The organism is Dyadobacter bucti (genome assembly GCF_005869225.1).
In the GTDB taxonomy this organism is placed as follows: domain Bacteria; phylum Bacteroidota; class Bacteroidia; order Cytophagales; family Spirosomataceae; genus Dyadobacter; species Dyadobacter bucti.
In genome coordinates this window covers 1,189,257-1,202,566 of the sequence record NZ_SWFP01000002.1, presented here as the reverse complement: position 1 = coordinate 1,202,566, position 13,310 = coordinate 1,189,257, and the positions used below count along the sequence as shown (strand labels likewise).

The 13,310-nt window shown below is 46.8% G+C and carries 16 protein-coding genes; 8 read left to right on the top strand and 8 right to left on the bottom strand.

Annotated elements, in window-relative coordinates; translation table 11 throughout:
* Window positions 1-36: 36 nt before the first annotated feature.
* The 5 genes from FBF61_RS09765 to FBF61_RS34890 are packed head-to-tail and all read left to right on the top strand — an operon-like array spanning window position 37 to window position 5,136.
* Window positions 37-975: a PAS domain-containing protein gene (locus tag FBF61_RS09765; protein ID WP_166444484.1), complete on the top strand. Its 939-nt coding sequence runs from the start codon at window positions 37-39 to the stop codon at window positions 973-975.
* A 21-nt stretch (window positions 976-996) separates the two neighbouring features.
* Window positions 997-1,380 (top strand): response regulator, encoded by a 384-nt coding sequence (locus FBF61_RS09760; RefSeq protein WP_138477000.1) that lies wholly within the window; start codon window positions 997-999, stop codon window positions 1,378-1,380.
* 49 nt (window positions 1,381-1,429) lie between these two features.
* Window positions 1,430-4,450: a ligand-binding sensor domain-containing protein gene (locus FBF61_RS09755; RefSeq protein WP_138476999.1), complete on the top strand. Its 3,021-nt coding sequence runs from the start codon at window positions 1,430-1,432 to the stop codon at window positions 4,448-4,450.
* A 51-nt stretch (window positions 4,451-4,501) separates the two neighbouring features.
* The gene (locus FBF61_RS09750) at window positions 4,502-4,990 is read left to right on the top strand and encodes a response regulator (RefSeq protein ID WP_205748253.1); all 489 of its coding nucleotides are present in this window, start codon (window positions 4,502-4,504) and stop codon (window positions 4,988-4,990) included.
* Window positions 4,991-5,007: 17 nt separating this feature from the next.
* Window positions 5,008-5,136, top strand: coding sequence for a response regulator transcription factor (locus FBF61_RS34890; protein ID WP_229214984.1), 129 nt, complete (start codon window positions 5,008-5,010; stop codon window positions 5,134-5,136).
* Between the two features lie 4 nt (window positions 5,137-5,140).
* Here the strand turns inward: FBF61_RS34890 and FBF61_RS09745 are convergent, their stop codons facing one another.
* The 7 genes from FBF61_RS09745 to FBF61_RS09715 form a co-directional block, all read right to left on the bottom strand.
* On the bottom strand, window positions 5,141-5,389 hold the full coding sequence (locus FBF61_RS09745) for a helix-turn-helix domain-containing protein (RefSeq protein ID WP_138476998.1): 249 nt from the start codon (window positions 5,387-5,389) through the stop codon (window positions 5,141-5,143).
* A gap of 33 nt (window positions 5,390-5,422) precedes the next feature.
* Window positions 5,423-5,944 carry a hypothetical protein gene (locus FBF61_RS09740; RefSeq protein WP_138476997.1) on the bottom strand — a complete coding sequence of 174 codons (522 nt, stop codon included), beginning with the start codon at window positions 5,942-5,944 and terminating at the stop codon, window positions 5,423-5,425.
* A 127-nt stretch (window positions 5,945-6,071) separates the two neighbouring features.
* Window positions 6,072-6,476 carry a hypothetical protein gene (locus tag FBF61_RS09735; RefSeq protein WP_138476996.1) on the bottom strand — a complete coding sequence of 135 codons (405 nt, stop codon included), beginning with the start codon at window positions 6,474-6,476 and terminating at the stop codon, window positions 6,072-6,074.
* Window positions 6,476-6,940, bottom strand: a complete 465-nt coding sequence (locus FBF61_RS09730; protein ID WP_138476995.1) for a hypothetical protein — start codon at window positions 6,938-6,940, stop codon at window positions 6,476-6,478. The genes FBF61_RS09735 and FBF61_RS09730 overlap by 1 nt, the downstream gene beginning before the upstream one ends.
* A gap of 115 nt (window positions 6,941-7,055) precedes the next feature.
* Complete coding sequence (locus tag FBF61_RS09725) at window positions 7,056-7,691, bottom strand: hypothetical protein (RefSeq protein ID WP_138476994.1); 636 nt, start codon at window positions 7,689-7,691, stop codon at window positions 7,056-7,058.
* A 173-nt stretch (window positions 7,692-7,864) separates the two neighbouring features.
* Window positions 7,865-8,434, bottom strand: coding sequence for a dihydrofolate reductase family protein (locus FBF61_RS09720; RefSeq protein ID WP_138476993.1), 570 nt, complete (start codon window positions 8,432-8,434; stop codon window positions 7,865-7,867).
* 197 nt (window positions 8,435-8,631) lie between these two features.
* The gene (locus FBF61_RS09715) at window positions 8,632-8,931 is read right to left on the bottom strand and encodes a carboxypeptidase-like regulatory domain-containing protein (RefSeq protein WP_138476992.1); all 300 of its coding nucleotides are present in this window, start codon (window positions 8,929-8,931) and stop codon (window positions 8,632-8,634) included.
* A 505-nt stretch (window positions 8,932-9,436) separates the two neighbouring features.
* On the opposite strand from FBF61_RS09715, the gene FBF61_RS09710 reads away from it, so the two are divergent.
* Together FBF61_RS09710 and FBF61_RS09705 are read left to right on the top strand one after the other, a co-directional pair.
* Complete coding sequence (locus FBF61_RS09710; RefSeq protein WP_138476991.1) at window positions 9,437-10,420, top strand: ScyD/ScyE family protein; 984 nt, start codon at window positions 9,437-9,439, stop codon at window positions 10,418-10,420.
* A 21-nt stretch (window positions 10,421-10,441) separates the two neighbouring features.
* On the top strand, window positions 10,442-11,410 hold the full coding sequence (locus FBF61_RS09705; RefSeq protein WP_138476990.1) for a c-type cytochrome: 969 nt from the start codon (window positions 10,442-10,444) through the stop codon (window positions 11,408-11,410).
* A gap of 40 nt (window positions 11,411-11,450) precedes the next feature.
* On the opposite strand, the gene FBF61_RS09700 is transcribed toward FBF61_RS09705, so the two are convergent.
* Window positions 11,451-11,849: an ester cyclase gene (locus tag FBF61_RS09700; RefSeq protein ID WP_138476989.1), complete on the bottom strand. Its 399-nt coding sequence runs from the start codon at window positions 11,847-11,849 to the stop codon at window positions 11,451-11,453.
* Between the two features lie 270 nt (window positions 11,850-12,119).
* On the opposite strand from FBF61_RS09700, the gene FBF61_RS09695 reads away from it, so the two are divergent.
* Window positions 12,120-13,010: a sugar phosphate isomerase/epimerase family protein gene (locus tag FBF61_RS09695; protein WP_138476988.1), complete on the top strand. Its 891-nt coding sequence runs from the start codon at window positions 12,120-12,122 to the stop codon at window positions 13,008-13,010.
* Window positions 13,011-13,310 lie beyond the last annotated feature (300 nt).

Here is a 13,310-nt window from a genome sequence, read left to right as displayed (position 1 = left end):
GTAAACGAAAACCCGCCAATGGCCTGCCAAAATTGTTTGCTAGCACTGGTTAACCAGGCTACGGACCTTATATCTGTTGTAGATCCCGAAGGAAATTATCTCTTTTTGAACGACAGGTATAGGCAAATTCTCGGAACCGACTTGTCACGGTATCTGGGGCAAAGCGCGTTTGACCGGATCCATCCTGATGACTTAGCACAATTTGTGGACTCTTTCTCATCTGTAACAGGCAGAAAGCAGGTGCAGTTTGCTCCATACCGTTTAAGTGATGATGTTGGTAACTGGCGCTGGATGCGCCCAACGGCCAGTGACTCGTCGCTGGACCCTGCTATCAACGGAATTGTGCTCATCTCGCAGGACATCACAGATTTGGTATCGGTGACAAGCCGGCTACAACGCGCTGAGGAGCGTGATAGTGTGCTTATGCATGCAATCGGCGAGGCCATTTTCGACTGGGATGTTTTCGAAGATAACCTGGTATGGACAAGCAGCTTCTCACATCATTTCGGTTACAGGTCCGTTCAAGGCAATAGCTATGAATTTTATAACAGGATTTATCTGCCGGACAAAAAAAGAGTATGGGCTGAAATAGAAGAAGGGATGCGGTCTGTCCATGTGAAGACGGTCTTTTCCGAGTTTCGCCTGCACAAAGCCGATGGAAACCTGGCCACTGTGGATTGCTTTATTATTTTTCTCCGGGACCAATCTGGCAAGGTTTACAGGGCAGTCGGGTCGCTGCGTAATATTTCAGAATATGAGGACCACCTTCAGAATATAAGAAGGAAAAACGCGATGATCAGGGAAATAGCTTTGTCAGACTCGCACGCTATCCGGGCACCGCTGTCGAGAATGTTAAATGTGATTGAACTGATGATCAGTAATCCCGACACCCAATCAGAGACGAAAGAGCTGCTCAAACTGGTATTGCAGCTTGCAAACGAGTTTAACCAAAATATCAAAGACCTGTCCGTGTGAGTTAGCCTTTACTATTCTTATATGCATACCCTTAATGATAAGACCATCGCGGTGGTGGACGACAGCCCTGTGGTTCGCGCCTATGTAAGTTTTCTTTTGATCAAAAATAATTTATCCGTTGTATTTGAAGCGACAGATGGCCAGGACTGCTTGTCGAAAATCCGCGAAGCCGGAAAAGCGCCCTGTGTAGTTATCCTTGATATCGAAATGCCCATTATGGATGGCTTTGAAACGGCTTTGATCCTGAAGAACGACTGGCCTGATACGAAGATCATCGCAATGTCCAGTAAAAGTGATTCTTCAACAATCGGGCAAATGGCAGAGGCGGGGGCCGATTTTTTTATTTCCAAAGAAGGAAATATCACGGATGCATTGATAAATACGCTGAACATGCTTTTAAATTGAGGAAGTAATTCTATTTTAGGTGATGTTATTTTCTGATTAAAAACCAGTAATGCCGCCTCTGCTCCATATTTGTTATTTCAGTCTGTCGCTGATATTGTTGTGTGCGAATGTGGAGGCTCAGGCTCCCCAGCAACTGCGTTTTGAGACATTAACCGTTAACGACGGGCTGTCACAGGGATATGTAACGAGCGTGATCCAGGACCGGAAAGGATTAATGTGGTTCGGGACCAATGACGGGCTGAACCGGTATGACGGATATACATTCACAGTTTACCGGCACAAACCTTCCGACCCGGCTTCCCTTGCCGACGATGCGATAAGGAGTGTTTTTGAAGATTCAAAAGGCAGGTTATGGGTGGGTACGGCTTACCAGGGTCTCGAACTGTTCGACCGGCAGGCGGGGCGGTTTGTGCATTTTCCGGCCAAACCCGGCGACGGTCCGTCGGGGAAGCAGGTTAGGGAGATCAGTGAAGACCGTTTCGGGAATATCTGGCTTTGTACTTCGGGAGGTTTGGACAGGCTGCGGATCGGATCGGAGGGCGCTGCGGACAATTATGGTTTTCAGCAGATTGCATCGCTGCCGCAGGATGCCCGTTTCTTTGAAGACCAACCTAATGTACTGAATGCGCGGAATGCGACATTTGTAGTGGGCAAAGACCGCATCTTTCAGTTTTTGCCCGATAACCAGGACAACGGCCGTTTCAAGCTCCGGACAGTTTACCGGATGGCCCGCGCACGTGACGGCTTTATGCCGAAGTTTTTGGAGGATACATTGAGCCGTTCATACCTGCTTCTTACGGAATTTTCAGTAGTGAAATTTGAGGACTACGATTTCAAAAATGCCAGGGAAATTTACCGGTCCGATCAGAGGATCGTCGTCAAGACGGTCGATAAGGAAGGATTTTTATGGATTGAAGACAAGGGGAAATTCATCCGCATTCACATGATTTCGGAAACGCGGCAGGAAGTGACGGCGGATCCCGCCCTGCTGCGTTTTGTGGAGAATTCTGCAAACCATTACACCGATCCGGGAGGCGTGATCTGGATGCCGACCGGTGGTTTCGGTTTATTGAAGTACCACCCGGCGAGGGATTATTTTCATCATATTTCAAAAGGAAATAACACCTATCAGATCCTGCCTCTCGGCGGTAACAGGCTGCTGGTCAATGGCCGGTACCTGCTGCGGACGGGCACAGGGATCTATGAAAATCAGGAAGGAGGTATTTTTCCTGATTGGCGGTCAGATTTTAACCGAAGCGCCACCCGGGCCGGAAAAGACCAGCTTTGGCTCAACTCCTCCAATGGTATCTTGAAAATTGATCTTTCCGGTAAGGTATCGAAAGCTGTCTTTTTTCAACAGACAGGGCTTTATCCGTTGTATCTGGGTCAAAATGAACAGCTCTGGGCAGGAAGCGACAGCATGCTCGTGCAGCTCGACACGCGCGACGCGCACCTGCGTTTGCATCCTCTCCCCCGGAAGCCGGGCGTGGGGAGGTATACTTTCGTAAACCAGATTTTACAGGATAAAGACGGGGGTTTATGGCTGGCGACGGTGGCGGGGTTGCTGCACTTCGATCCGTTTTCAGGAAAATGGCGTTCTTTTTCGGGTATCCCGGGGGATGACCAGTCGTTGAGCCATCATTTTCTCCTGTCGCTCTGCGCGGATCCCGAACAGCCGGACCGGTACCTTTGGATCGGGACAATGGGCGGCGGGCTGAACAGGCTGGATAAAAGCACAGGGAGGTTCGATCATTTTACAATGCAGGAAGGCCTGCCGAATAACACTGTGTATGGAATACTTGCTGACAAAGCCGGGAATTTGTGGATGAGCACCAACAAAGGAATTGCCTATTTTGATCCAAAAAGAAAGGTTTTTCGAAATTTTACAGCCCGCGACGGGTTGCAGGACAATGAGTTTAACCGATACGCTTTCGCAAAATGGAACGATACGCTCTATTTCGGAGGGATCAACGGCATCAACTATTTCCTGCCCGAACAAATCCGCTCCATACGTCCGCCCCGGGTTTTTCTCACAAATTTTACACTATTTAATAAGCCCCCTGACCTCAAAAAATCAGGAACCCCGCGCACGGCAGATATTTCCTATATCAGGAACATTGAACTGAAACACAACCAGAACATGATCGGCCTGACTTTCGCGGCAGCCGATTACAGCGGTACCGGGCGGATACACTACCGCTACCGGCTCGATGGGCTGGAAGATGACTGGGTCGTCACAGCTACCAGCCATGACGCGACGTATACCAACCTCGACCCGGGACATTACACTTTTCTGGCACAAGCAAGTCTGGACGGAATTCAATGGGGCGCGGAGCAGACCTTACTGACCGTCGATATTATCGCCCCGTTCTGGAAGACCTGGTATTTTTATATTTTATTGGTTGGGCTGGTGTCTGCGGTTTTGTATGGTATTTATCAATACAGGTTACAGCAGATCATGCGGTTACAGCAGCTGCGAAACCGCATTTCCCGCGACCTGCACGACGAGATCGGATCTTCGCTGAGTACCATTTCGATTTATTCAAAAGTTGCTTCGGCCCAATTGAAAGATGCCAGCGCCAACCCCCAAATATTGCTGGAAAAGATTAGTGAGAACTCCGAGCAGGCGATGGAGGCGATGAGCGATATCATCTGGAGTACCCATGCCGAGAACGACCAGTTTGTAAATATCATTAACCGGATGCGTGAACATGCGGTGCAGCTTTTTGAGGCAAAAAATTATGTGCTGCATTTCACCGACGACGAGTCGGTACGGACTTTAAAAATGGATATGGAAAAGCGCAAAGACTTTTATCTCATTTACAAAGAAGCACTTAATAACATTGTCAGGCATGCTCAGGGGCAACATGTGTGGATCGAGATCGCCCGTTCGCCGGTGGGCCTCAGATTATCCATCCGAGATGATGGCCGGGGTTTTGACAGGTCGGTAAAAAAGCCGGGAAATGGTATTGTGAACATGCAGAACAGGGCGAAAACATTAAAAGGAAACCTGACATTGAAATCGGAGCCGGGGCAGGGTAGTAGTACTGTGCTCGAGTTTCCGGTCTGATAGCCTGTTTGAGCTATTGCGAGCCAGGATGTATCCGGTAATTTTGGTATTATGATTAAAGTTGCAATTTTTGACGACCACACCGAACGACGCGCTGCGTTGCGTTTATTGCTCAGTCTGGACCCGGAACTGGAATGCGTTGGCGACTACGCAAATTGCCGCAATCTGGTAGAACGTTTACATCACAGCGTTCCGGATGTAGTTTTAATGGATATCGATATGCCGGAGGTGGATGGGATCGAAGGCGTGAAGTTGGTGCAGCGGCATTTTCCGGCAACTCATATCATCATGCAGACAGTTTTCGAGGACAATGAAAAGATCTTCGACAGTATTCTGGCAGGGGCGCACGGCTATATTTTGAAAAAAACAAAGCCTGACAAATTAATTGAGGGCATTCACGAAGTTGTCAATGGCGGTTCTCCGATGACAGCGTCCATCGCCAGAAAGGTCTTGCAATTCTTTCGCGAAAAACCGGCTGATGAAATCAATCAGTTTTTAATTTATCGGACAGAGAAATTGAGATTCTCGGTCAACTGGTAAAGGGCCTGAGCCATAAAATGATCGCTGCCGAACTGAACATTTCGCCATTTACTGTCAATAACCACATTAAAAAGATCTACCAGAAACTGCATGTACACAATGCTTCCGAAGCCGTGGCGACCGCTCTGAAGAACAGGATTGTGTAGCATGTCACGTGACCGGATGAGTTCCGAGATCAGGCGCAGAGCTGTCTGTATCCGGCCGGTATTCAAGAATATCGCCGGGCTGACAGTCGAGTGTTCTGCAGATTGCTTCCAAGGTCGAAAATCGGATGGCTTTGGCTTTTCCGGTCTTTAGTATGGACAAATTGGAAAGGGTGATATCGACCCTTTCAGATAGTTCGTTCAGTGAAATTTTGCGTCTGGCCATCATCACATCCAGGTTTACAACAATCGCCATGCGTTAAATCGTCAGATCATTTTCGGCATGAATTTATATTCCTCTCCGGAATATCTGTCCTATCACCAAAAGGGTAATACCCATAAAAAACCAAACGTCACCGCTATCGAAATGCAGAGATTCGGTATCCGGCATTTTTACGCCCTGGCTGATCAGCCAATGGGTATATTTATAGCCCATTGTTGAAAACAGTCCGATGGCAAAAGTTAAATACGAAAGATTAAGCACGAGTCTTTTCGCTTCGATACTAAATGGCTGGATCATGCTGATGTTCTTTTTCAACAGGGCTTTGATGATCAGATAAAACATGCAAGCCTTATGGCCCGCAACGATCGCCGAGCACAGGACGATGACTGCAAAGTAGCCCCTGTCATGCCTCAGCAGGTCCGACAAGTCGGTCTGCTGCCACAGGATCGGAACAGCGGATGGTTTAAAAACCGCAAAAACTGCGTTGGTCAGAAATGCGCCCGCCTCAATACTCAGTCCGACAAAAATGAACCATGACACAAACAGCAGCGTACGCAATATCCATTGGGTGGGAATTTTGATTACCATGTTTATCAAGCTTAAAGTGACATGGCGAATGTAGTGAATATTTATCGATTATCGATAAATATTTGTTTGTAAGCGGGAAATTTTGGATAGAGGGGTGGCTATTTTTCCAGATGATGCATGCCAGCACTTATTCCGCCACCGTGAATACCAATTGCTCCTTACTTTCATGCTTCGTGACACAAAGCAATCGTTTCGATTTAATATCCGAAATTAAATCCCTAAGGAGTTGCGTTTTAGCTTCGTCGGTGATATTTGTCGATCCGTCAGGGCCGGTCTTGGGATGGAGGAACATCAGATACAAGCTATTGTCCTTGACTATGATATAAAAGTAGGCTCGGTATCCACCGGAACCTCCCAAACGCTTTTTTATATACGGATTTTCCGCGTGGCCACCCAACCGTCTGCTACCTGAGAAGTCTATATTTTCTGCGAAAAAATATTCGACGATTTCTTTTTCTAAATCTCTGTAAGCATTCTTTTTACTGAGCCTTTTAAATATCTTTTCAAACTCGGCTGTGCAGAAAATTTTCATCAAAGATTTGCAAGTTCCTTCATAGCATCATTGAATTCTTTGGAATTAGGCAATGTTATCACCGCTGATTTTAGATCAGAAATCGCTTCACCCAGATCCTCGACAGCTTCTTTGTAAACCTTATACTCATTTGCCGCAAGCCCATTGTTGATTATCGGCTGAATTGTTTGAATGTATTCCAACTCCAGGTTGTACCAGGCCAGCGATGAATCGAGTAATCCTGCAATGGTCTCCCTGACCTTTTCGTCTGTGATATCAACCCAGGTTAGCTTGGCCAGATAGGTGCTTACGATCTTAGCGCCAGAAGTCTTTTTTGTTAGAGTATCTCGTAATTCATTGATAGCCAAGCTTAATGCTGTAACTAAATCTTTCTGTTCCTTCGTGCTCTTGGCTGTTTCCGGAGTAGAAACCGCCTTTCTTAGTCCGTGAGTGAGTGTATCGATATTTGGCTTAGTCGAGAGCATGATCAGTCCTGTTGCGTAAATTCTAAATTATATTGGCTAACAAATTAAAACAAAAAAAGTCTTTCAACAATCACCTGCGCCGCCGGCTCTTTGCGAACCGGCGGCGTATATACGGCTATTTCTCTTTCAATTCGTCGTTTTCGACAATTTCATTGATCAGCGCGTCACGTTGATCGATCGTTTTGTTTAACGCTGCTGTATCTTTTTCCGGGTCGACATTCGCTGAGTCGCCGGCTGAAAAAGGCCGTTGACGAAGACGGTGCTCCTGCAGTAACGGCCGGTCGATGATCCGGCTTTTTAAATACACTCCGCGAGCATCCACACTCTTTGGCGTTACTTTATCGCCGTCTGAAACACTAGCAGGATTGAGGATCAGATCTTCATATCGGACGCCTGGTTGCGGATTGGATTTGCCATTGGTCACATCGAGGGCACCGTACTCATCCATGATGTGTGCGGCAGCTACAGCTTCGTCCGCACTTTCGGCGTGCACGGTTACGATCGTGCCCCGTTTGCCAGCTTCGGTAAACTGCTCCCGCTCGTCATGATCTTCGTTGAACAGCTCCTGGAAGAAATTTCCAATCCTTTCAAACAGGTTGTCGTCCGAGTCGACGTGTGGTTCGGTTTCCTCCGACTTGTAACTGGCAGTTTTAATATCGACATCACCATCCCCGAAGCCATTGGCGAGCAAGTAGTTTTGTGCGTTCTGTGCATCACTTTCATATTCAAAAATCCCTACGACTGTCTTCATAACACAAAAAGGTTTGATGGTATATTGTTGGTTGAATGACCTGCAACTAAAATATCCATGCCGGAGGAATTCCATCGGCGCTCCTAAACCTTCTGCCGCCGGACAGTTCGTCTTTTCTGCGAAAAAATATTCGCTGATTTCTTTTTCCAAGCTTCTGTAAGCAAGTGCCGGACTTACCTGACCACTTCGTAGTGCAGTGTTACCACGCCCGATCTGAGGGTTTTACTTTCCAACAACTTCAACGGCCTCTTGGCCATATTGCCATCGAACAGACTGATGCCGTTTCCCAGAAGCACAGGATGCAGGGTTAGTTTACATTCATCTATCAGTCCCAGATTCATGAAACTCTTGGCGAGGCCCGGGCTGCCGAATATAACCAGGTCTTTGCCCGGCTCTTCTTTGAGCTTGCGCACGGCTTCTGCAACATTGTCTTTGACGAGTGTCGTGTTGTTCCAGTCTGCGGTGACCAGTGTCGTCGAAAACACTACTTTGGGGATATCCTGCACCCATTGCGCATGTTGCAGCGAATGCTGGTCGGCACCAGGTTTGTTTAATATCGTAGGCCAGTAGCCTTCCATTAAATGATAAGTGCTTTTGCCATATAAAGGCGCCCCCACTGTTTTGACCACCTCGTCGGCATATTGTTGCAACTCCTGATCATACGTCAGAAAACCGAGACCACCATTGACATCTCCTGCAAAACCATCCAGGGACATATGTGCGAATAATACTACCTTTCTCATTTTAGTTGTGTTAATGTGTTTTGTTCATTTCTGTAAATGCCCATTTTTGGGAATCAAAGTTATGGCAGGCATGCAAAATCCGTGGTGGGGTTTCAGGACTATTGCGGAGGGGTATTGTGCCAACCATTCAGATCTTGTAAAGCCGCCCCGCCGCAGAATTTCACCAAAAAATGTGGCGGAATGTTGGAAATCAGATATTAGCAAGGGATTTGCCGGGGTGATTTTTGTCCTACTGTTATTTCCTGAGCAACATAACCCACTGCGGAAATCACCAAAATCGATGCCTGGTCCGGCACCCTTATGCTAAAAGCCCCGCTTGCGTCCGTGTTTGTTCCAACTGTTGTACCTTTTACCAGAATAGTAGCACCTGGAACCATAGCCGCGGTTTCATCCTTTACAGTCCCGGTTACTGTAAGACCCTGCGAAAAAACAGGAGATCCCGCAGCTGCCAGGAGCAAGATTAAAAGGAAAAAAGGTTTGAAAAGATTTTCTCTCATACACGATCCAGTTTAAAATAAATTATATAATTGATAAATAAAGTACTATTTAGCAATTTACCATTTAGTTGGCGTTTATGTCATCCCGCAGGTACTTTTTATGCCTACGTTTTCATGTACAGGAATATCTGTAACCCTTAGCGACTGAATAGAAGGGATGCTGACCGGTGCCCGACCACATCAAACCACGCCCGGTCTGAGCATTAAAAATGGTCTTTCAATCAAATTAGACATGCGTATAGCAAGAATTTGCTATTGTGCCTTGCGGTTGCATTGCCTTCTTTTGTCAGCACAAAATCAAGCATCAATATAAGTCTGGCGCGTGCTATGATCATTTTCAGCTAAGCCGCTTCTCAGATACTTAGATTTTACTCAACGTTAATAGCTAAAACCCGAAATGAAGAAACTTCAAATTCCCCGCAAACGCCTGGGTTTCCCAGACCCGTAAAGCCAGCAAAGCAGGACTCCAGGATGCAATTATCAAGTAAAACTCCATTTAACGAACATGAAAAAATTTATTTACTCGCTTTCAACCTTAGTAACCTTCCTTTTTGTCCTGGCCTGCACGGACCATGAATCATATATTCCTGAGCCTGAATCTTTCTCTTCCGAGCCTTTTGTATCCGGCTTGAAATCACCGGTTGGACTGACGATGGACGACAAGGGGAATATCTGGGTAACCGAGGCCGGCACAGGTAACGACAACGATGACGCGAGCATAGCCATGATCACGCCTTCCGGCACGAAAACAACATTTGTAGCCGGGTTGCGGTCAATCACCAATCAGGGGTCAACAGAAGGAATCGGACATTTGCTTTACCGCGACGGAAAGTTATATTTCCTGCATGGTTTGGATGGAAGGCTGTATACAGCCGATGTATCTTCGTTCAAAACGGGTGACATGCCTGTCAGCATCGATGACATTCCTTCCCAGGATGTTGCAACTTATATCAAAAGTCTGGCCTTGGTCAATCCGCTGAATTCCAATGCATTCGACCTTGTATTCGGGCCGGACGATCATTTGTTCATTGTTGACGCGGGCAGTAATGCGATTTTCAAGAGGGATAAGACATCGGGCGAGCTAAGCCTGTTCACCCATTTCCCCGAAGCTTCAACTGGTGTGGATGCAGTGCCGACAGGCATTGTTTATGACGGAACCAAGTTCTTTGTTACCATTTTAACAGGCTTCCCTTTCACGCCCGGCGATGCAAAAATCTATCAGGTAGATCAGGACGGAAATTACAGTGATTACAAAACCGGTTTCACGACCCTTTCGGGAATAGTGCTTTCTGTTAACAACAGGGCTTTGGTACTGCAGCACGGGATATTCGGGAAAGGGTTTGAGGAAAAATCGGGGAGAGTTCTGGACGAGGACGGTAATACCATTCTGGACTTCGTTTCCCAACCGACTGACATCGTTCGCGCAGACGACAAAACCTATTATCTGTCGAGTTACAAGGACGGAACGATCGTTAAGCTCAGCTATTAATAAAAAACCATCCCATCAAAAATGAAAGCATTAAAAATTACCGGCTTAATACTTGCCGGCCTGCTGGTCCTGGTTGGCGCGGCCATTGTTTATGTCAAAACAGCCCTCCCCAATATCGCCGCCGCGCCGGATCTTAAAATAGAAAGAACTGCGGCCCGTATTGAGCGTGGAAAATATCTGGCCAATCATGTGACCGTATGTATGGACTGCCACAGCACGCGGGACTGGTCGCGATATGCAGGGCCACTTACCGGGTCATTGGGTGGTGGTGGCGAGGAATTTACCCAGGAAATGGGTTTTCCCGGGAAATTTTATGCGCCCAACATCACACCCTATGCACTGGCAGGTTGGACGGACGGAGAAATTTTTCGTGCCGTCACAACAGGTGTCAATAAAAGCGGAAAAGCATTGTTTCCCGTGATGGGCTATCACCGTTTCGGCCAGCTCGACAAGGAGGATATTTATTCGGTGATCGCCTACATCCGCGGGCTGCCACCGGTGCAAACGAATATCCCGCAGTCGGAACCGGATTTCCCGGTCAACATCCTTATTAATACAATGCCTCAGGAGGCTGCCTTTACAAACCGGCCTTCTGAAGCGGATCAGCTGGCTTATGGAAAATATCTGATCACGGCCACCGGGTGTGTGGAGTGTCACAGCAAAACGGAGAAAGGCAGCGTGATCCCCGGAACGGAGTTTGGCGGAGGAATGGAATTCAGAAGTCCGAACGGGGTTGTGCGCTCGGCTAACATCACCATGCACAAAGAAACCGGGATTGGTACCTGGACGGAAGAAGCGTTCGTAGCGCGTTTCAAAGCCTATACCGACAGCAGTTATGTATCACCACAGGTTGCACCTGACGAACTGAATACGCCAATGCCCTGGGTTATGTACTCGGGAATGAAAGAACAAGACCTCGCCGCAATCTTCGCCTATTTGAATACCATCAAACCGATTGAACACAGAGTGGTAAAGTTTGAAAAATTATGACAAGGTGAAAGAGCATTCTCCACGAAAAGCCGTTTCCTGTTCAGGAGGCGGCTTTTTTCTTTCCTATCTGCGCATCTACTGACGCGAAGTCATAACTGTTCCAGGCCTGAGCGATTTTTCCAGATTCGACCCTGATCATGCAGAGACCCGGCACGACGACCGGTTTCTGCGTCTCGGTATGTGTTGCGTAAATAACGGTTCGGGCCGATTCCATATCATCCTCCGAAACAACATCTTCCACGTCGATCCGGATGTCATGATATTGAGCGGTGAAGATTTTGTAAAATGCCTGAAAGCCCGGCGCGCCCTTCGGCAGGCTGTCATCAATACCCTGAAATTCAGCATTATCAGTCATAAGCTGCGGAATTGCAGCTTCATTTTTGGCATTCCAAACCTGATTAAACCACTTGTACAGCAGCGTATTCTCTTTCTGGCGCATAACACAAAGTTTTAGGTGAAGGAATTTTTAATAAGGAAAAGCCGGGATTGGTGGTTTTTACTGTTGATTAGCGAGTTAATGTGCTGATTTACAGGTATATTATTGGTTACAAGCTTGGGTGTGGGAGTGGCTTATGCAAATGAAGCGCTATTTGTTGCAAAGAGATGATTAAAATAATGAACTTAATTGTCGGAATTTTGCGATTACCGCGCTTTCTAGAAATAGACTGTTTTGCAAGGGGTAGTTTAGAATTTAAATTGTAAAAATATCATGAGACTTATTATTTTGACGCTGATAATCGGCAGTTTTTGGAAAGCAGGTTTTGCACAAAAGGTTACCAACGATTTTTTTGCACTGCATAATATTATTCGCGGCGATTCTGTCTACAATACCTTTGAAAAACAGGTGCAGCTGATCCAAAATGCAGGTTTCGATGGAATCGAGATCAACCAGACCGACAGTTTTGAAGGAATGAAAAGTGCACTAGACAAGTACCACTTCCGGGGCAGTTATTTTTATGTCAAAGTTTCACTGGATGAGCCGTATATAGATCAGCGTTTACAAGCATACATTATGCAGCTCCAAGGCAGCAAAACGATCATCGCTCCATTTATAACAGGCGATTCCAGGAAATTTAAATCTTCGGAGGCAGCCGATTCACTGGCCGCAGGTCTTGTAAGCCAGGTCGCCGGCTGGGCAATGCAAGCCGGATTACAGTTAGCGATTTACCCGCACATTGGTTTTTATGTGGAAACCACCGATCACGCCCTGGCGCTGGCAAAGCGGATTAAATCAGAGAACACCGGCTTATCATTTAATCTTTGCCACTGGATCGCGACAACACCGTTATCCGAGCGCGGCCAGCTGAAAACAAAATTGAAAGAGCTCAAACCATATCTCAAAATGGTGACAATAGCCGGGGCAAACAATGTACAGTCAAAAAATAAAAACATCTGGGACGACTACATACTTCCGTTGGGACAGGGTAACTTCGACAACTATGACTTGCTTAAATATCTGGTCAGGGATCTGAAATTCACAGGGCCCATCGGCGTGCAGTGTTATAATATCAAGGGAGACAAACCGGCGCTGGTGCAAAATACGATCTCGGTATGGAAGGATTACAAGTCACGTTTGGAGTCGGAGATTGACAAGCGCTGAGGGAGTGGTTCCGGACAAGCTTGAATAAGTTGCTGGTTATGGGTAAGTTTTGTTTTTTCCTCTCTGTTTTTTTAAAAGTAAAAGGAATTCCTCTCTGATTTGATCGTCGGTCTTGACTTTGTCGCCCGGCTGATTTCTGACATAAAAATTTGGCTTCGCGAAATATCTTTGTTGCGAGGCTGCCGAACACTACTGGATTTTAAACCAAAAGGCCGTCACAGTTGCATCTGGGGCAACCTCTTCCTGTATTTTTCGTGTTAATGGGTTTCATTCTTCAAGGCCCTGTTTTGATTTTCTTGA